The sequence below is a fragment of the Wenzhouxiangella sp. YN1 genome (assembly GCF_056324145.1).
In genome coordinates this window covers 1-18,439 of record NZ_JBJNIO010000115.1, presented here as the reverse complement: position 1 = coordinate 18,439, position 18,439 = coordinate 1, and the positions used below count along the sequence as shown (strand labels likewise).

Sequence of the window (18,439 nt, the reverse complement as noted above, 5' to 3'; positions counted from 1 at the left end):
CGCGTTCATCTCTGGACGACTCCATCACGATGGAGGAAGTAATCGTGAGGCCATTGGATCCGCCGAAGCGGAGGAGCAGCCAGCCCCGTTGGCCCTAACTCAGCAGATCCTTGAGGCTCGGCGCTTTTTTGAAGACTATGTCCTCGAATTGCTTGAAGTGCTTTCTACCGCACTTGAGCTTCATCCGCTCGACCGAGCGGAGCAGCTCACCGGCCGGGTCCTCGCGCTCGCTGGCGCTCTTGGTCTCTGCTACGAAGTAGAGGGTGCTCTCGCCTCGAAAGACCAGCGCCCAGTCCGGGTTGTATTCGCCAACGGGTGTGTCGATGACGAACCATCTCGGCAGCTTGAAGTAAAATAGCACGTCGTCGTTGTTTTCGCAGTCCTCGGCGAAGCGCCGTTCGGGGCTCGAATCGCCGTCGATGACGATATGCGAGAACACTGTCTTGTCGGGCCTCGTCACCTCGTGGGCGTTGTCGATGAAAGTCTCGATCTCGCTGTCTTCGAATCGGCGCATTTCCCAGACCTTGTCGCCGATCTTTTCGTATTCGACGCCCTGAACGAGCAGCTTGCGCAACTCTGCATTGATCAAGGCTGCTACCTGGTCGATGAAGGATTGGGGATGGTTCAGCGCTTCGCCCAGGCGCCCGCAGTCCAGCAGAATCCGGCCCACCGTGGAGCGGGAAAGGCCGGTGCGGCCCTGAATCCGGGCAATCAGGTCGGGAATCCGGAAGCGCGCAGCCACGTACTCTGGCCGCATGCCGGTTACCCGGGAATCGATTCCGGCGCGTGTGATATCCAGATCCGTCCGGGTCAGAACGACCTGGGGTCGGCCGATGGCAGGCAGATCATCGCGCACCCGCTCGACGGCCTGCTCGATGAGCTCGTCCGTGCGGTAGTTCACGCGATAGCGCGTACGATCACGAATGCGTTCCCACAGCGCCAGAAAGTCCGGATTGGCTTCGAAGCCCTTGCGCAGGCGCACCTGCACCTTCTTGCGCTCGTTCTTGACCATGCCTTTCTTGAACGTCACGCCGTCAGCCATCATCTCGGATTGAAGCTGACGGGCGAAATCCTCGTAGGTATCGTTGGCGATCACGGTCAGCCGGTTGAGATGGCGGTCCATCACCCTTTCACCGTTCTGGTTTACGCACAGCCGCAGGCCACGGCCGATTTCCTGGCGCTTGCGCAGCTCCGAGCGGGTCTCGGCCAGCGTGCAGATCTGAAAGACGTTGGGGTTGTCCCAGCCCTCGCGCAACGCCGAGTGGCTGAAAATGAAGCGAAGCGGCTCGTTGACGTTCAGCAACCGCTCCTTGTCGCGCATGATCAGCTCGAAGGCGCCGCCCTCGGCCCCTGACTTGGTCTTGAAAGTGCTCTCGGAGTAGGGTGAGAGCGCCTGCTTGTCGCGGGCGAAGTAGCCGTTATGCGTCTCTTCCGCCTCCATGTCATAGAGACCCTGGTACTCGGGCATGGCCGCGTACCGGCAATAGATTTCCTCGAACCACTCGCCAAACGGCCCCAGCGAGGTCGAGCCATCCTCGTGATAGACGCGGTAGCTGGAAACCCGGTCAATAAAGAATACGCTTAAGACCTTGATGCCCAGCGGCTCCAGTCGGCTGGCCTTCTCGAAGTGCCGGCGCACCGTCGCCTCGATCTGCATGCGCATGACCTGCTCGCCGGCCGCGCCGTGCGGAACGCCCACGCGCACGGTCACATCGTTGGCGAAGCGGACAAAGCCCGATTCGGCGTCGATCTCGTTGACGATAAAGCCATTGCGATAGATCTCGCGCTGTTTCGAGAGCTTGTAGAGATCACTGCCGTTTTTCAGCGTGACGCGCTTCTTCTTCGGCCCCTTGGCCTGATTGACCCAGATCGTGGCCTTGGCCGAGATCGAGCGTGAGGTGGAATTGAAGCTCTCCAGCTCCACGAATGCCTGATTCTCCGTGCTCTCGTCGACCACCGAATCCACGCTGATCTGCTTGACCAGCCCCAGCTCATAGGCCTGAACGGGGTCGAGACTGTAGACGAGGTTGTAAGTATCACGATGAGTCGCCGAATAGCGCAGCGTGCACATCGGGTTCAGCCGCGTTATGGCGCGCTTGCGCTTGTCGGTTTCCAGGTTCTGGGGTTCATCCAGCACCACGATCGGCCGGGTCTGCTGGATGAACTCGATCGGCCGTATGCCGGTTTCCCGAAGCTGGTTGATCACGTTGCCCTTGTTGCGCGAGCCCGGCGCCGAGTCGGCATCCTTGGCAAAGGCGTCGATATTGATCACCAGCACCTGCAGGGCGTCGGAAAGCGCGAAGTTGCGCAACTGGTGCACCCGCGCCGACTCGTAGGCGGTAAATTCCACGCGCTGGGCATTGTAGAGCTGTCGAAAATGCTGCTCGGTGACGCGCAGGGACTTCAGAACGCCTTCGCGAATCGCGACCGACGGCACCACAATCACGAACTTGCAAAAGCCGTATTGCTTGTGCAGATCGTGCAGCGTGCGCAGATAGACGTAGGTCTTGCCGGTGCCGGTTTCCATTTCCACGGTGAAATTCGGGAAATTGCCCAGCACCTGCCCGTCGGAATCCTTGAGTACCTCCAATCGCTCGGACGCCTCTATTCCATTGGCCCGCTGCACTTCGCGCAGATTGTCGAGCCATTGTTCCGGCGTCAGCACACAGCGATTGGCCAGGCCGACTTCCGTAAGCTGGAGACTGGTCAGCGCATCCTGTTCGAACTGCGAGACACCCGACTCCGGGCCCGGCTGGCCGCGAAAGAGTCTGGTTACCGCCGAGATCGCGTCGAGCTGGTAGCCTTGATCTGGATCGAATCGAAGTCTCATGGCCATCAGATACAGACAAAACGAATGTCGGCATCCCGACATTGCAGGGCAAGGTTGGATTTGAGCGGGTCCGACTCCTCGAAGACTGAATCGAGGGCAACGATCTGATCAGGCCCGCGCTCGATCAGCGGCTCGATCATTGCTTCCGAGAAGCCTTCCAGGAGCATCAGCAGGCGGCCTTCATCCACTGCATGGACCGAGTGACCATCCAGCTCGATCATTGCAACGCTGGCAGTCAGCTCATAGCCCAGTTTCAGCAGCAATTCGTACAGTACGGCTTCGGTGTCAGCGCCGTCCTTTTCGGCGCTCATGAACAGCTTGACCTGCTCGGCCAGTTCTTCTGCCGAGTCGATATCCTGACCGCGCCATTGTTTGAAACTCGAGGGAGCCAGGGAGTATGCCTTGAAGCCCTCGTTATCGGGAAAGGGTGAGGCCAACTCTTCTGTCGCCCTCAGGTCTTCGATCACGGCACGAATGCGGGTGCGGGCCACCTGGGCGATATCGGAGAATGCCGCGTTGTCGGCATCCAGCGGTTCGGGAAGCTGTACCAGGATGCAGCGGCGGTTGCCGCCGTCTTCGGCGTTCTGGCGCAAAACTGCCTCCATCGTGGTGCCTGACCCTGCAAAAAAGTCCATGACCAGTGCTGACTCGTCTGAGAGGGTTGCCAGTTGAAGCATTCTGCGAACGAGCCGTGAGGGTTTGGGTGTTTCAAAAACCAAGTCAGAGTTGGGAAATTCCACCAGCGCTAGCAACTCCTTCTTGGCCTCCTGGGTATGCCCCACTTCCTCGTACTTCCAGAAGGTTTGTGGTACTCGGCCTTGCTTGACCTCGGATAGAAACCGTTTCACAGCGGGAGTGCTATCTCCGTCCTTGCCCCACCAGATTCGACCATCTTGGTCAAGCTCCTGGAATCGCTCCTGTGAGACAACCCAGTAGCGCCCTGATGGCGGTCCATCGATGACTCGGCCTGAGGGGCACTTGACGCTGTAGGTTCCCTGACTATAGAAGTTCCTCGCGGATAGATCGGCGGGTTTCCACTTGCCTCGTGGGTCATTATCTGGATTGCTGTATCTAGCTTCCATGTCTTCAGATCGTGGCAGCAACTCTGGCGACCAGCTATCCGCATGGCGTGCATAGACCAATATATAGTCGTGATCCTCTGAGAAATGACGTGCCGTATTCTTTGGAGAGTAGACTTTCTGCCAGATCACTGTCGCAACAAAGTTCTCTTCCCCAAAAATCTCATTCAACAGACAACGCAGGTTGTGGACCTCGTTGTCATCGCATGAGACAAAAATCACGCCTTGCTTGTGCAAGAGGTTGCGGGCGATATAGAGCCGCGGCAGCATCATGCTGAGCCAGTTGGAGTGGTAGTGGCCGGATTCCCGGCTGTTCTTGCGGAAGAAGCCTTCTCGCATCAGCGCGCCGTCGTCGTCCAGTTCGTTGATGCGCCTGAGATATTCTTCCTTGCTTTCCTGAAAGCGATCGGGATAGACGAAGTTGTCGTTGCCGGTGTTGTACGGGGGATCGATATAGATCAGCTTGACCTTGCCGAAGTAGGCCTTCTGCAACACCTTCAGCGATTCCAGGTTCTCGCCCTCGATAAAGACATGGCTGGCCGTGTCGAAGTTTACCGACTGGTCGCGCCTGGGCCGGAGCGTAGCGGTGGTGGGCGTCTGGAGTACCTTGTAGGCTTCGGACTTGCCCACCCAGTCGAGCCGGTAGCGTTCGCCGCCGTCGATCACGAAGTCTTCCCCCAGCGCGCGCTTGAGCGCCTCGACGTCGACCTTGCCCTCGCTGATGGCTTCCGGCAGAACCTGCTTCAGCGCTTCGCGCTTCAGATCGGCGGGGCTGGGGCTTGCGGCGAGTTCAGCGTTCGTTTTCTCTTTTGCCATTGCCTTGTTCCAGTGGTTTTTCTGAACCTGGTCTGTCGGGGGCGTAGCCCCGACCTACGTTTTGATGTGCTGCCATTTGGCGCCTCGGCCTCGGCCGACAACTTCAAGCTGGCCCTCCTCGCGCATCTTGCGCAGCACGTGACGCACCATGTCGCGGCTGACGTCGGCGCATTCGGATTCGATCTCCGAAATGGCGAAGGGCTGGCTGCGGCGAAATACTGCCAGGCGAACCTGCTCGGTTTTCGCCCCCGGGGCATAGCGGACCTGGGTCACGCGTTCCTCGAATTCCCGATAGGCGCGCAGCAGCGTGCCCCAGAAGTATTCCAGCCAAGGCATGGCGTCGTGCCGGCCATCGTGCCAGCCCTGAGAACTTGCTTCCAGGGTTTGGTAGTAGCCTTCTTTGGTTACTTCCACGATGCGTTCCAGACTGATGTAGCGCCCCACTTCGTAGCCGAAGTGGTAAAGCAGCATCAGCGTAATCAACCGGGCAACCCGACCGTTGCCGTCGTTGAAGGGGTGGATGCAGAGAAAATCGAATGCCGCCAGCGGAATCAGCACCAGTGGATCCTGACGCGCCGCATCAACCGCCTCGGCATAACGTTCGCCAAGTTGGTCCATCTGCATCGGCACCAGGTGCGGCGGCGTCGGCTCGAATCGCACCCGCGTGCTGCCGTCGGGCCGGGTTTCGGTGATCTCGTTGTGCGTGTTCTTCCACCGCCCGCCGCGCTGGGGCATGTAGCGATACAGCAGGCCGTGGAGCTGCAGCACTACATTCGGGGTGAGCGCCATTTCCCGCCCCGACTCGTGAATGAGGGCCAGCGCATCGCGATAGCCCGTGACTTCCTGCTCAGAGCGGTTGCGCGGGTCCGTGCGCTTGAGCAAAAGGGGCTCAAGGCGCGCCGGCGCGACCGTCACGCCCTCGAGCCGATTGGACGACTCGGTCGATTCGATCACCGCCGCCTGACGTAGCGTCTTCAGCGTCTCCGGGGCCTGATGGAAGAACAGGCTCTGCTTGCCGCGATACTCCCCCAGCGCCCGCAGCGTGGCGAGGTGATCCGCGTTGAAGCTGAGCGCCTCGAGAAAGTCCTGCTTGAAGGAGTGCATCAGGGTATTTTGAAAAGATTAGGGCAAAGCTAGGTCATAAATGAGGTAATGTCAAGCGAATTACCCCATTACTGGGTAGTTCGGCGTTGTTTCTGTCCAACTATAGTCCGCTATCCGCTCCAGCTGTCGCCTAACCGCGGTAGGGTGGTGCGTGGTAGTCCCTTGACATCGAGCTCTTGCTTGGGTGAGTCTGTCAACGTTTGGGAGGACTTTAGGGCAGATGCAGGGAGTTGCGAACTCTGAAACGGGCAATGGCTTCTGGTCATTCGTAGGAACTTTTCTACAGGATCACGGCCTGTTAGGTCTCGTTCTGTTATTTTTCATATTCCTGTTTTGGAGAATGATTTGGGTCGTGTGGTCTAAAGCAATGGAATCCAAAGATCAGGAAATAGAACGGCTCGTGGACGAGAAGCGTTGGCTTCAGGAGCAACTGATGCGTCGCCAGCGGCTTTCAGCCAAACCTGACGAGCTGGAGGACGAAGGACAATGACTGCAGCACTATTCGTGCTTTTCGCAATTGCGCTTCTGCTGGCAGGGGTTCTGGCTATTGCAGTGATCCTGCGTGTGATTTACGGGGACTCCTCTGCTTCCTACAAACTTTTTTCCGTCCGAGACAAGTTGATTCGCCTCGATATTGCCGGCGAGGTTAGTCCAGATGACCCGTGGTTCGAGCACACTTACCAGCAGGTCAACGGTTTGCTGCAGTGTAGCTACATGCTTAGCGGGGCGCGCGGCTGGTTGGTGGCAGACGAAGCCGGAAAGCGTTTTGCAGAGCGGCGGTTCAGAGTCCGCGCGATGACCGATAGAGAAGCCGATCAGGACGTCGAAAACCTCAATACCAGGCCCCCTGAGGCCCTACTCCCGGTTCTGAAAGAGCTCGATGAGGCGCTGGATCAGCTTCTCGCTACTCATATGGGCTGGGTCTTTTTGCTCAATTCGGCATCCAGGCAGTATCGAAAAATGTACAAGCAGCGGGCGCGCAAGCTCGATGACACCATCCATCGCGGCCTGCAATTGGCGCATTAAGTTTCTAATCGTTAGCCCATTCCTGGACAGCCAGGGCATTCACTAATGTCTGGGCTTGATTGGGCCCGCACTCACGCGGATGCGGCGGCTCCAGACTGAACACTGCTGCGCTCGGCAATTCCGGTGTGCATTCATCGGACGATCAGCGCCGCCCCGGTGACGATCAGCAGCACGTAGACCACCTGCCGGAACCTGTGCTCATCGAGCCGGTGGTGCAGGAATTCACCCAGAAAATAGCCCGTCGCGAGCACGGGCAGATACGCTGCCACCTGGGGCAGGGCGGGAATCAGCGTGCCGTCGAGTGCGAATGCGACGGTCAGGCCGACATTGAGGCTGAACCAGACCGTGACCAGCGAGGCACGCATGCTGCCCTTGTGCAGCTGCCTGCCGGCCATGGCATAGACCAGCAGCGGCCCGCCGGAAGCGAACAGACCGTGGGTGATGCCGGCGGCGAAGGTGAGGCTGCGGCTCAGCCAGGGCGGGTGCGGCGGCGTGGTCACGTTGCGCAGCAGGCGCCAGAACTCGCGAGCGGCGAACCAGATGATCAGAACGCCGAGCAGGGTCTTGAGCAGGTTCTCGCCCAGCCACGGTCGCAGCAAGTAGCCGGCCAGAGTGCCGGCGGCCATCAGCGGCAGGATGAGCTTGAGCAGCAGCGCCTTGTCGATGTGATGGCGGTTTTTCCAGGCGATGGTGCCGGTCATGAAGATGTTGAGCGGGACCAGCACCGGCAGCATGCTCGCGATCGGCAGCAGCAGGGCGCCCAGCGACAGGGCAATGACGATCGAGCCGAAGCCGGTGACGGCCTCGATGGTCGACGAGATCAGGATGCAGACGCCAAGCCAGATCCAGGGCAGCATCAGCGCGGGTCTTTGTTCGGGCCGGCGGCTTGGAGATGGGCGGCAAAGTAGTCGAAGGCCTCGGCCGAGCTCTTTTGCGGCCGGTAGCCGAACTCTTCTTTCAGGCGGCGGTTGGAGAGCACGGGGCGATAGCGCAGGAAGTCGATCTGCTCCGGCCCGGTCGGCTTGCCCCGCCAGCGGCCGATGCGCAGCCACAGGCGCACCAGGCCGACGGGCACGATGAGCGCTGGTTTGCCCAGGCGGCGGGCGATCTCGCGCATCGTCAGCGCTCCGTCGCCGGCCAGGTTGTAGATGCCTTCGGCGTCCTCGCGAATGCCCTTTTCCAGGATCGCGAGCACGTCTTCGTCCCAGATGAACACGAACGGCGTGTCGTGGCCCTTGAGCACCAGAATGCGCCGGGCGGTGAACAGGTCGGTGATCTGGTTGCGGGTTTCTGCGCCCAGCACCGTGCCGGGGCGCAGTATGAGCTGCTTGAGCTCGGGCCTGAGCTTGCGGTAGCGCGCCAGCATTTCCTCGATGCGGCGCTTGTGGTCGGCGTAAGCGAAGTTTTCGTTGCCCCTCAGGGGCGCATCCTCGTCGATCCAGTCGGGGTTGTCGGCGTGGTAGCCGTAGACCGCGCCCGAACTGCTTACCGTGAGGTGCTGCACTCCGGCTTCCAGGCAGGCCTGGACGACGTTGCGCGTGCCGCCGACGTCGATATCGAAGTCGCGCTTGATGTCGCCGGAGGGCTTGAGCACGGAGGCCAGGTGTACGACGTGGGTGATGCCGCGGCTGCGCATGAGTTCAGCCAGATCCCGTGATCGAATATCAAGCACTTGCAGCGGAAAGCTCAGGTCGTCTCGCTCGCGGATATCGGTGCCGAAAACCTCGAAATCGTGAGCCAGGCGGTTGCCCAGCTGGTGGCCGATATAGCCGGCCGCGCCGGTGATCAGGATGCGCTTGCTCATGTCGGGTCTCCCGGCAGGATGGCCGCCGGCGCCTCGGGCGGCCTTCGCGCCCAGAACTGCGAGAGCGTGATGCCGGCGATCAGGTGCCACACGCCCCAGAAGCCGGCGATGAGCAGCATGCCGCCGGCCTCCGGAAAGAAGGTGAACAGGATGACCAGCGCCAGGCCGGAGTTCTGGATGCCGACTTCCATGGTCACCGCGCGCCGGTCGGCGGCCGGCAGGCGGAAGGCGCCGGCCATGCCCAGCCCCAGGCAGAAGGCGAGCAGGTTGTGGCCGACCACGAGCCAGGCGAACGTCCGGAACTTCGCCAGAAAGGTATCGAAGTTCATGGCCAGCGCGATACCGGCAAAGGCCAGCAGCACCAGCAGGGAGAAGATGCGCAGCGGCTTCTCGCTTCTGGCTGCCAGCCCGGGCCAGCGGCGGCCGGTGAGCATGCCCAGCACCAGCGGGGCGCCGAGCACGAGCACCATCAGTATCAGGATGTTGGCCGGGTCGAGGCTGATCTCGGTCAGGTAGCTGCGGGTGTGGGGATTGAGCCAGCCGTAGAAGGCAAAGTTCAGCGGCGTCAAGACAATAGCGGCAAGACTTGAGACCGCCGTCATCGACACCGACACGGCCACCGAGCCGCGCGCCATGAAGGTCATGATGTTGGAGAAGTTGCCGCCGGGGCAGGCGGCAATCAGGATCATGCCCAGAGCGATTTCCGCATCGAGCGCGAGCAGCCAGGTCACCAGGCAGGTCGCCGCCGGCAGCAGCAGAAATTGTGCCACCAGCCCCACCGCGGGAGCGACCGGCATCCTGATCACGCGGACGAAGTCGGCCGGGCGCAGCGTCAGCGCCACGCCGAACATCATCAGCGCCAGGATGGCGTTGAGCAGAATCAGACTTTCCGGATTGAAGTGCACTGCGGTGCCGCCCCTTTGCTTTAGCCTTTAGGTTCCTCGTGCATCTTCTTGAAATGCATCAGCCCCGGTGCCCACATGTGCTTGACCGGATCGACATCGACGTGAATGACCGCGCAGCCGCCGTGCTCGAGCGCGCGCTCGAGCGCGGGCTTGAGCCCGGCGGCATCGGAAACCCGCTCGCCGTGGGCGCCCATCGCCTCGGCGACCTTGTCGAAGGCGATTTCGCCGAGATCGGCCTTGATGGTTTCCTCGGGCTTGAGTGACTTGAACATGAGTGTTTTCAGTGGCTTGAGAGAGAATTGCTGATTCATCTTCACCATGCCCCACTGCTTGTCGCACAGCACCAGGTAGATGACCTGGAGCTTGTTGCGTACGGCCGTTTCGATCTCCTGCGGGTGAAAGCCGAAGGCGCCGTCGCCGATGATGCAGCACACCGGATGATCGGGTCGGGCCACGGCTGCGCCGATGGCCTGGGCGACGCCGGCGCCGAGCATGCCGAACTTGAAGGTCGACAGCACGCGATTGGGCACGCGAGCGCGGTGATAGAACATCGCCCAGATGGCGGTGTTGCCGCCGTCGGCCACCATCGGTGAATCGGGGTCGAAAACCTGGTTGCACACGGCAGCGACGTGGGCGGGGTGCATCGGCACCGAATCGTCTTCCAGCGCCTTGTCGAAGTCGGCCCGATCGCTCTCGATCTGCTTGCCGTATTCACCAATCCGGTTGCGGCGGGCGTCGAGCGGCCCGACGTCGCGCTCGGCCAGCGCCCGGGCCAGGGCATCCAGAAATTTGCCGATATCGGCCTGGATGGCCAGGTTGGCCGGCTTGTTGAGCCCCAGCATGCCGGCATCGAGATCGACCTGAATGGTGGTCTGCTCGGATGCCTTGCGCCAGTACGGCGGCTTGCCCCACCAGTCGGTCTCGCCCACGCGCGAGCCCAGAATCAGCACCGCATCGGCGTCGTTTCGCACTTTGTTGTTGAGCTTCACGTGGGGCATGGGAATGGCCAGCGGCGAGTCTTCGGCCAGCACGCCCCGGGCGGCCCAGCTTGTGGTGACCGGCGCCTGAAGCTGCTCGGCCACGCGCTCGAGCGCGTCGAAGGCCTGTGCGTGGATGACGCCGCTGCCGGCGTGAATCATCGGAAACCTGGCCCGCGAGAGCAGCTTGGCGGCCTGCTCGACCTGCTCCGGGGCCGGGGTGATCGTTGCGGTGCTGCGGTAGTGCCCTGGCTCCCACAGCGCGGGCAGCGACTTGAACTTGCCGTTGAGGATGGTTTCGGGAACATCGACGTGAACGACCCCCGGCCGGCCGTCGAAGCAGGCGCGAAAGGCCTTGCGCATCAGCTCAGGTACACGCTCCCACGACGAGACCGCCTGCGAGAACTTGCTGGTGTGGCCGATCATGCCGACCTGATCGAAGCACTGATAGGCGCCGCCGCGATCCGGGTACATGATTTCGGGCCGGCGCGCGCTGGTGATGGCCAAGACGCGGTTGCCTTCGGCGTGTTCCACCACCAGGCCGGGCAGCAGGTTGGCCACACCGGGGCCGTTGGAGGCCATGCACACCCCCAGCCGGCCGGTCAGCCTGGCGTAGGCGGCGGCCATGTGCGCCGCCGAAGTCTCGTGACGCGGCGTGATGATCTTGATGCCCAGCCGGTGCAGCGCCGAGTATAAGCCGAAGTAAGTGCCGTCGATGATGCCAAAGACTTTTTCGACGCCCTCGGCCTGGAGCATGCGGGCGATCAGCTCGCCGCCGGGATGATCTGCCATCACCGCCTCGCTTGAATGGGTTGGCCGCACTGCTTTTGCAGTGAGAGTGCAGCCCAGTGTAGGTGAATATCATCCGGCGCGCGGGCGTGATCCAGGGGCGTCGGGCCGTCAGCCCGGCTTGTCGGCAGGGTGATGGGTTTCACATATTGGATGGCGTTTGCGCGGTTTTCGTGAAAGTCTTCGCGTTATCGGTCTATATTGTTGGAGTCGACGAATAGGGGGCGTCGGCATTCATGAACTTCCAGAACGGGAGGAAACAATGAAAAAAGTACTGACACTCGGGCTGTTGCCCGCCCTGGCGCTGCTGCTGGTGGCCTGCGCTTCCCGACCACCGGTTCCTGACGACCAGATGGCCGTGGCGCGAAACGCGATCGAGTACGCCGTTGAAATGGGCGCCCGCGATCATGCAACCCAAGAGCTGGAGGATGCGCGCCAGCACCTGGCCGAAGCTGAAAAGGCGATCGAACAGGATGAGAACGTGATCGCGCGCCAGCTCGCACTCGAGGCCGAAAAGATTGCGCGCCTGGCGGATTTGAAGGCGCGTTCGGCGCGCAGCCGCAGCCAGGTCGAGGCGCTCGATGAAACGGTCGAGGCGCTGCAGGAAGAAATTGCCGGAGAAACGGGAGGTGGTTCATGAAACGCATAGACCTCAGAAATCTTTTTGCGGCAGCTGCCGCCGCCGCGCTGCTGGCCGCCTGCGCCACCACTCCAGAGCCGCTGCCGGAGCTTGAGCGGGCCGAGGCTGCCGTGGATGCCCTGGTGTCCGATTCTCAGGTTCGCAAGTATGCCCCGGCACAGCTGCGGGAGGCCGAGTCCCTCCTCGATCGTGCCCAGAAGCGCTGGCAGGAAGGCGCGCCCAGAGCCGAGCTGTTGCATCTGTCGCAGTTGACTCAGACACAGGTCGGCATCGCGCGTGAGACCACCGAGCTGAATCGCCTGGAGGCGCGCGTGGACGAGCTCAGCGCTCGACGCGATGTGCTGCGGCTGGAGGCGCGGGCTGCCCGTGCCGAACGCCAGGCAGAGCGTATTGCCGCCGAGCGCACCCGGGCAGAAGCCGAAGCGGCGCAGGCCGAAGCCGAACGTCTGGCCGAGCGCGCTCGACGTGCACGCGCCGAAGAAGCCGCATCGGAAGCTGAAAGAGAACGGGCCATGGCCCAGCGTGAAGCGCAGGAAGAGCGTGAGCAGCGCATGCTGGCTGAGCACCGCGCCCAGGAGCTGGAGCAAGAGGCGCAGCGCATGCGCGAGCAGGCCGACCGGCTTCAGGAGCAGATTGCCGAACTCGAGGCCCGGCCCACCGAGCGCGGGCTGGTGCTGACGCTTGGCAGTGACGTGCTGTTCGATCTCGACAAATCCGAGTTGCGCGAAGGTGCGCAGCGCACCATCGAGCGCATTGCAGACTTCCTCATGGAGTATGAGGAACGACAGGTGCTGGTTGAGGGCTTTACCGACTCGACCGGTGCGCGCGACTACAACATGGATCTGTCTGATCGCCGCGCAGCCTCGGTCCGCGATGCGCTGGTCGAGCGCGGCGTCGACGAGGCACGCGTTCGCACGCGCGGTTATGGGCCGGACTATCCGGTGGCCACCAATGAAACCCAGGCCGGCCGCCAGCTCAATCGCCGCGTCGAGGTCATCATTTCCGATGATGACGAGGACGTGCCGGCACGTACCGACTGAGTCGGCATCCACCTGCTTCCCCGCCGGCCAGGCGGTCGGCGGGGAGCAATTCGCGGCCCCTTTGTCCGGGGTGACGCGTTAACATATCCTTCATGAGTCGTCGCCTGACACCGATGCTCCCGCCAGGAGCCGTGCTCCTGCTTTTCCTGGGGCGGCATGTGTTGTCGTCCGCATGAATACCGTTTAATCTTGAATTGACTCGCGACTGCGCGGTTGCTGAAGAGGAGCTCGGATGATGAATCCTCGAGCGTGGGGACGACCATGGGTGCGATGGTTCGGTCGGGGTTTTGCGGGCCGAAAGAGGTTCTCCAGAAAGCGCCTGAACCGGACATGCCGCCGGTGACTTCTCTCAAGCGCAATCTCAACTGGTTTTTTGTGGTGATTTTCGTCATCGGCAGCGTGGTGCTCGCCTGGGGCCTGCACACGCAATGGCGCGGCATTGTCGAGCGCCATGAAATCCGCCAGGCCAGCCAGATCACGACCATCAGCAATGCCACCGAGGCGGTGCTTCACAGCCAGGAGATTCTGCTCAGCCTGATCGGCGGGCAGCTGGTCTTGCACTGGCGGATGGACCAGCTCGACGCCGTTGAGGTCACGCTCGACAGCATGCTCGAGACCAACCAGGCGGCAGTCGGCTATGCGCTGCTGGACCCGGCGCAGAACCCGATCATCGCGCGCTGGCGAGAACCGCGGCCTGAAGAACAACAACAGCCGTTTCGCCCGGCCGGCCCCGACACCTGCGGGGCGGCCGAATCAGCCCGGGTCATGGTCGTCGGCCGGGCCTACCGGGTCGAGTCGATGGGCCGCTGGCTGATTCCGGTGTGCCAGGCCATACACGGCGCTTCCGGTAACGTCACGGGCTTCGTCTCGGCCGCGCTGGTGCTGGGCGGCCCGGATTCGTTCTTTGCCGAGCAGGCGACGCTGGGGCGCTCCAACATCGTTCAGATCGTGCGCGAGTCCGACCTCAGCTCGCTGCTCTGGGCCACGGCCCTCGACTTGCCGGCTGAATATCTGGCGCGCCCGATTTCACGCCAGGTCTACGAGCAGGCCATCGCTTCTGCAATGCGGCTGAGCGGGCAGTCCTTCGAAACTATCCGATCCAGCGGCGAGCCGTATCCCTATCGCCTGAAGACCACGCTTGGGCCGCAGATGGGCATGGCGTTGCACGAACAAAGGTACGGCTTGTGGGTGCTCACGCAGACCAACCGCGACGAGCTGATCGGCGAGTTTCTGAGCGCCGCGTGGGTCTATGTCGCCATTTTTCTTGCCGCGCTGTTGAGCATTCTGGCGGTTTTGCTTGCCATTGGTCGGGCCGAGCGTCGGCGCCGCGCTGATCTGGTCTATCAGGCGCACCATGACATGCTGACCGGTCTGCCCAACCGGCAGTCCGTGCGCGCCAGATTTGAACTCATGCAGCGTCGTTTCGACGATCAATTCACGCTGATGTTCGTCGACATGGACAACTTCAAGGCCGTCAACGATGGCTTCGGGCATATGCAGGGCGACGCTGTGTTGAGGTCGCTGGGCCGTCGGCTCGATGAGTTCGCGCAGGCCCATGAGCACGTCGCCCGGGTCGGCGGTGACGAGTTCGTGGTGATGACGCCGGAAACCGATTCGCAGCAGCTGCTTGCGCGCGGCGAAGCGCTGGTCGAACGCCTGTCCGAGCGCTACAAGGTCGACGGTGTCACTTTCGAGCTGGGCTGCAGTGTCGGCATTGCCCGCCTGGCCGATGCCGGGTCGTCGCTCAATGATCTGCTCAGAGCCGCGGATGTCGCAATGTATTCGGCCAAGCGTCATCACAACGCAGCCAGCCTGTATGAGCCGACCATGGGCCGTGTCTATCTTGAAAACATTCAGATAGAGCAGCGCCTGCGGCTGGCTCTTGACGGCGATCTGATCCACATGGCCTATCAGCCGCAGGTGGACTGGCAGGGACGGATCGTTGGCATCGAGGCGCTGGCGCGCTGGCATGATCCGGAGCTGGGCGAGGTCGGGCCGGCGCGTTTCATTGCCATCGCCGAGACATCCGGTCTGATCGAAAAGCTGGGTGATCATCTGATGGCGCGCTGCCTTGAAGACGCCCACCGGATTGTCGCGCAGCAAAGAACGCCGCTGCGGCTATCAATCAATGTCTCGGTCAGGCAGTTCCTGCAGCCGGACTTTCCGCGGCAGGTCATCAAGAGGCTGGGCGAGCTCGATCATTCGAAGATAACCCCCATTCTCGAAATTACCGAAAACCTGTTCGCTGAGGATTATGCTTCCCTGGCGGCAGGCATCAAGACGCTGCATCGGGCTGGAATCCGCATTGCGCTGGACGACTTCGGCACCGGGTTTTCATCGCTTGCCATGCTGCGCAACCTGCCCATCGACGAGCTCAAGATCGACAAGAGCTTCGTCGACGACCTCGAAGCCGAAGAGACTTCACGCACGCTCGTTCAAAGCATCCTGGCCATCGGCCGCAACCACGACATGCGCGTGGTTGCCGAAGGCGTCGAGACGCAGCGTCAGTTCGAGATCCTGCGCGCCGACGGCTGCGAAGTATTCCAGGGCTTCCTGTTTTCAAAGCCGCTGTCGCTGGAGCGCCTGCTCGACGAGCTTGCCGACAAGACATCCGGATAACCCTGAAGGAGGAAGGATCATGCATCTGGAAGGCTCATGTCATTGCCAGCGGGTGCGATTCAGCGTCGAGTCGCCGCATCCCTATCCCTTCAACCACTGCTACTGCTCGATCTGTCGCAAGACAGCGGGCGGCAGCGGCTGTGCCATCAACCTCGGCGCGCTGGCCGAAACGCTTCAGGTCGAGGGCCGTGAACACGTTCGCATCTATTGCGCCGAGATCGACGGCGAGACCAGCCCTGGCCAGCGCAACTTCTGCGGCCATTGCGCCAGCGCGCTGTGGGTGTTCGACCCGCGCTGGCCGGACCTGATCCATCCCTTTGCCTCGGCCATCGACACCGACTTGCCCAAGCCGCCCGAACGCAACCACTTGATGCTGGGCAGCAAGGCCAACTGGGTCGAGGTGCCGGAAGGGCGCGACGAGCATCACTTCGAGCAATACCCGAACGAGAGTCTGGCCCAGTGGCACGAGCGGCTCGGCTTGAGCCGCTGACGCCCAGGCGCCGCGTGATCTGCTGATCCCTACCAGCCGCGACAGCGCTCCAGCTGCCGGATGGAAGCGTTCTGCGCATCCACCATCCAGAAATGCTCGAACTGGCCGCCGGTGGCGCAGGCGTGGTTGGGCAGAACGCGCAAGCGCCGGCCGATGGGAAAGTCGCCCAGATCCAGCGGCTCACCGTCGCGGCGGGCCAGAATGCCGTGCTCCTGGCTGGTGGCGCGCACGATGACCTCGGGCGACAGGGCGTGGCCGGCCTCGTCGCAGACCACGCCATAGCCCCGGTCGATGGCCTGCTCGGCCGTGCCGCGATCGCGCGAAAGCGACATCCAGCCGGCATCGACAATGGCCTGCCCGTGCTCGCCGCGCTGGCCGATCACCTCGCACAACACCGACAGGGCAATGTCGTCGATCGCGCACACGCCGATACCGGCCATCACCAGATCCATGAACGCGTAAACGCCGGCGCGCACTTCGCTCACGCCGGCAAGGTCGCGGGCGAACAGCGCCGTGGGCGTCGAACCCACGCTGACCGTGGGCGACTCGAAGCCGGCCCGGCGCAGGGAATCAGCCGCGGCAACCGCCGCATCGCGCTCGGTATCCGCCATCGCGTGCAGGCAGTCATGATCGCGACAGGCATACGAGCCGCCGGCGTGCACCATCACCCCGGCCGGCGTAGCGCCGCCCTCATGCAGCGTCATTGCCGCGCCCAGCAGAGCCGGATCGTCCGGCCGAAAGCCGGCGCGCTGGCCGTCGGCGTCGACTTCCAGCAGCACCTTGAAATCCACCCCGAACCGCCCGGCGGCAGCGGCCACGGCCCCGGCGGCATCAGGGTGATCGAGCACCAGCGTCAGCTTCATGCCCGCGGCAACGCGCCGCGAAACCTCGCCCAGTTTGCCCGGCGCAATGCCCACGGCATAGAGCAGATCGTCGATACCCGCAGCAAAAAAATGATCCGCCTCGGCCAGCGTCGAAACCGCCGCACCCCCCGGATGCCCCCGCAACATCCGCTCGGCCAGCTCGATATTCTTGACCGTCTTCAGATGCGGCCGAAGCGGCACGCCCAGCCGCTCAAGCTGGTCATCCATACGCGCCAGGTTGCGCGCCAAACGACCCTCATCGACCAGCAGGGCAGGGGTAGTCAGCTCAGCCAGATTCATCATCACCCATCCTTCCGATTTCCTGACACCGCAGCACCCTGACCCCAACCCGACTGCCATCCTGCCTTAAAACCACCCTTGAACCAACCCGCCGCCTGTTGCATGATTGATCGTGACGGCTTGGCAGCCGAAACAAGGGGGCGGAACACTCGCCATGCAACACCAAATCCCGAATCCCGATTCGTCCACGGAGCGAGGCCGGCCTCGCATCCTTTCGCCGGAAAGCCGGGCCAACTGCCGCGTGCTAAATGGCAGAAGTGCCGGATTCGATGCTCGCTGTGATGATCGGCTGCATGCTAAGCGTAAGAATTGCCATCTAGTTGTTAGTTATGAGGCAGGAAATCGTTAATGGCTGATCCAATAACCATTTCTCTTATGGTGGCGGCTGGCATCGCTACCTCTTGGTACGTCCAGACGAAGCGAAAACCTAACGAGTCGAGTGCCTCAACACCGCCACCTCAGGAACAGCCCCGTACGGATTTGGATTGGGACGGCCTCGAATGTGCCCTTGCTAGCTCGATAGCATCGCAGATTGCGCAATTTGAAAGGGCTCACCCTACGGAAACCTTCTATGGGTTCGCTCTGGACTGTAATGCGACCTACGCCGACATTCTGTTCTGCCTGAATACTCCCGAATCGCTTGAGGCTACCGTTCGTGAGTACGCGGAGAGCGACAAACCGGAAGATATCCAAAGGGAAAGAGAGGAGCTTAAGTGGGGGCTTGGAGACTGGCGATATCAGGGTTTCAATTTTGAGTCAGCCTCTTGGCGCAGCGAAGTCCCAATGATGGGTGATGTTTCTGAACTGCCCAACCCGGAGGATGCTGAGAAGTTTCTTCTCACCTGCTGCCGCGCACTCGTGCGCGCTGAGAAAACCGGCGCGTTCCACGGCCTTAGAAAGACGCCGGATTTCAGAGTTGCCTGCATCGACCATGATGAGGATCTAGTGTCGGGAGACGAGCGCCTTGAGAGTGTCCGCGAATCCTCATAACAAGTCGCTCAAGTACGTTCCGGCCCTCGGAACGTGTCAACATATTCCCAACACATCGGCGACGATTTCTATGTAACAACCTCGGGCAGCTCGGCGCTGACCGGTGTTGGTGAGACTTCGAACGCACCTGGTGTGCCGAGTAACTCCGTTGCGGTCTGACCATCGTC

The 18,439-nt window shown here is 61.9% G+C and carries 15 protein-coding genes; 7 read left to right on the top strand and 8 right to left on the bottom strand.

The annotated features are described in order from the left end of the window. Window positions 1-94 precede the first annotated feature (94 nt). The 3 genes from ACEWQZ_RS02845 to ACEWQZ_RS02835 are packed head-to-tail and all read right to left on the bottom strand — an operon-like array spanning window position 95 to window position 5,829. Window positions 95-2,830, bottom strand: coding sequence for a restriction endonuclease (locus ACEWQZ_RS02845; protein ID WP_476481562.1), 2,736 nt, complete (start codon window positions 2,828-2,830; stop codon window positions 95-97). Between the two features lie 5 nt (window positions 2,831-2,835). Further along, the gene (locus ACEWQZ_RS02840; RefSeq protein WP_476481561.1) at window positions 2,836-4,725 is read right to left on the bottom strand and encodes a site-specific DNA-methyltransferase; all 1,890 of its coding nucleotides are present in this window, start codon (window positions 4,723-4,725) and stop codon (window positions 2,836-2,838) included. Between the two features lie 54 nt (window positions 4,726-4,779). Beyond that, entirely contained in the window at window positions 4,780-5,829 is a 1,050-nt protein-coding gene (locus ACEWQZ_RS02835) for a Fic family protein (protein ID WP_476481560.1), read from the bottom strand. A 220-nt stretch (window positions 5,830-6,049) separates the two neighbouring features. Here ACEWQZ_RS02835 and ACEWQZ_RS02830 point away from each other — a divergent pair, with 220 nt between their 5' ends. Then, window positions 6,050-6,319, top strand: coding sequence for a hypothetical protein (locus tag ACEWQZ_RS02830; protein ID WP_476481559.1), 270 nt, complete (start codon window positions 6,050-6,052; stop codon window positions 6,317-6,319). Further along, window positions 6,316-6,855: a hypothetical protein gene (locus tag ACEWQZ_RS02825; protein WP_476481558.1), complete on the top strand. Its 540-nt coding sequence runs from the start codon at window positions 6,316-6,318 to the stop codon at window positions 6,853-6,855. Before ACEWQZ_RS02830 ends, ACEWQZ_RS02825 begins: the two co-directional genes overlap by 4 nt. A gap of 131 nt (window positions 6,856-6,986) precedes the next feature. Here the strand turns inward: ACEWQZ_RS02825 and ACEWQZ_RS02820 are convergent, their stop codons facing one another. From ACEWQZ_RS02820 to ACEWQZ_RS02805, 4 genes are read right to left on the bottom strand one after another with little or no spacing between them, the layout of a single operon-like run. Next, complete coding sequence (locus ACEWQZ_RS02820) at window positions 6,987-7,712, bottom strand: sulfite exporter TauE/SafE family protein (protein WP_476481557.1); 726 nt, start codon at window positions 7,710-7,712, stop codon at window positions 6,987-6,989. Then, a complete protein-coding gene (locus ACEWQZ_RS02815; protein ID WP_476481556.1) occupies window positions 7,712-8,659 on the bottom strand; it encodes an SDR family oxidoreductase in 948 nt (315 codons plus the stop codon). Before ACEWQZ_RS02815 ends, ACEWQZ_RS02820 begins: the two co-directional genes overlap by 1 nt. After that, entirely contained in the window at window positions 8,656-9,564 is a 909-nt protein-coding gene (locus ACEWQZ_RS02810; RefSeq protein WP_476481555.1) for a bile acid:sodium symporter family protein, read from the bottom strand. Before ACEWQZ_RS02810 ends, ACEWQZ_RS02815 begins: the two co-directional genes overlap by 4 nt. 20 nt (window positions 9,565-9,584) lie before the next feature. Continuing rightward, window positions 9,585-11,333, bottom strand: a complete 1,749-nt coding sequence (locus ACEWQZ_RS02805; RefSeq protein ID WP_476481554.1) for a thiamine pyrophosphate-binding protein — start codon at window positions 11,331-11,333, stop codon at window positions 9,585-9,587. A 259-nt stretch (window positions 11,334-11,592) separates the two neighbouring features. On the opposite strand from ACEWQZ_RS02805, the gene ACEWQZ_RS02800 reads away from it, so the two are divergent. From ACEWQZ_RS02800 to ACEWQZ_RS02785, 4 genes are all read left to right on the top strand, one after another. Then, window positions 11,593-11,970: a DUF4398 domain-containing protein gene (locus ACEWQZ_RS02800; protein ID WP_476481553.1), complete on the top strand. Its 378-nt coding sequence runs from the start codon at window positions 11,593-11,595 to the stop codon at window positions 11,968-11,970. Then, window positions 11,967-13,010, top strand: coding sequence for an OmpA family protein (locus ACEWQZ_RS02795; protein WP_476481552.1), 1,044 nt, complete (start codon window positions 11,967-11,969; stop codon window positions 13,008-13,010). The genes ACEWQZ_RS02800 and ACEWQZ_RS02795 overlap by 4 nt, the downstream gene beginning before the upstream one ends. A 339-nt stretch (window positions 13,011-13,349) precedes the next feature. After that, on the top strand, window positions 13,350-15,629 hold the full coding sequence (locus ACEWQZ_RS02790; protein WP_476481551.1) for a putative bifunctional diguanylate cyclase/phosphodiesterase: 2,280 nt from the start codon (window positions 13,350-13,352) through the stop codon (window positions 15,627-15,629). Between the two features lie 19 nt (window positions 15,630-15,648). After that, complete coding sequence (locus ACEWQZ_RS02785; protein WP_476481550.1) at window positions 15,649-16,119, top strand: GFA family protein; 471 nt, start codon at window positions 15,649-15,651, stop codon at window positions 16,117-16,119. 29 nt (window positions 16,120-16,148) lie between these two features. Here the strand turns inward: ACEWQZ_RS02785 and ACEWQZ_RS02780 are convergent, their stop codons facing one another. Then, window positions 16,149-17,285 carry an alanine racemase gene (locus tag ACEWQZ_RS02780; RefSeq protein WP_476481549.1) on the bottom strand — a complete coding sequence of 379 codons (1,137 nt, stop codon included), beginning with the start codon at window positions 17,283-17,285 and terminating at the stop codon, window positions 16,149-16,151. Window positions 17,286-17,630: 345 nt separating this feature from the next. Here ACEWQZ_RS02780 and ACEWQZ_RS02775 point away from each other — a divergent pair, with 345 nt between their 5' ends. Next, window positions 17,631-18,272 (top strand): DUF4303 domain-containing protein, encoded by a 642-nt coding sequence (locus tag ACEWQZ_RS02775; protein WP_476481548.1) that lies wholly within the window; start codon window positions 17,631-17,633, stop codon window positions 18,270-18,272. Window positions 18,273-18,439: the final 167 nt, after the last annotated feature.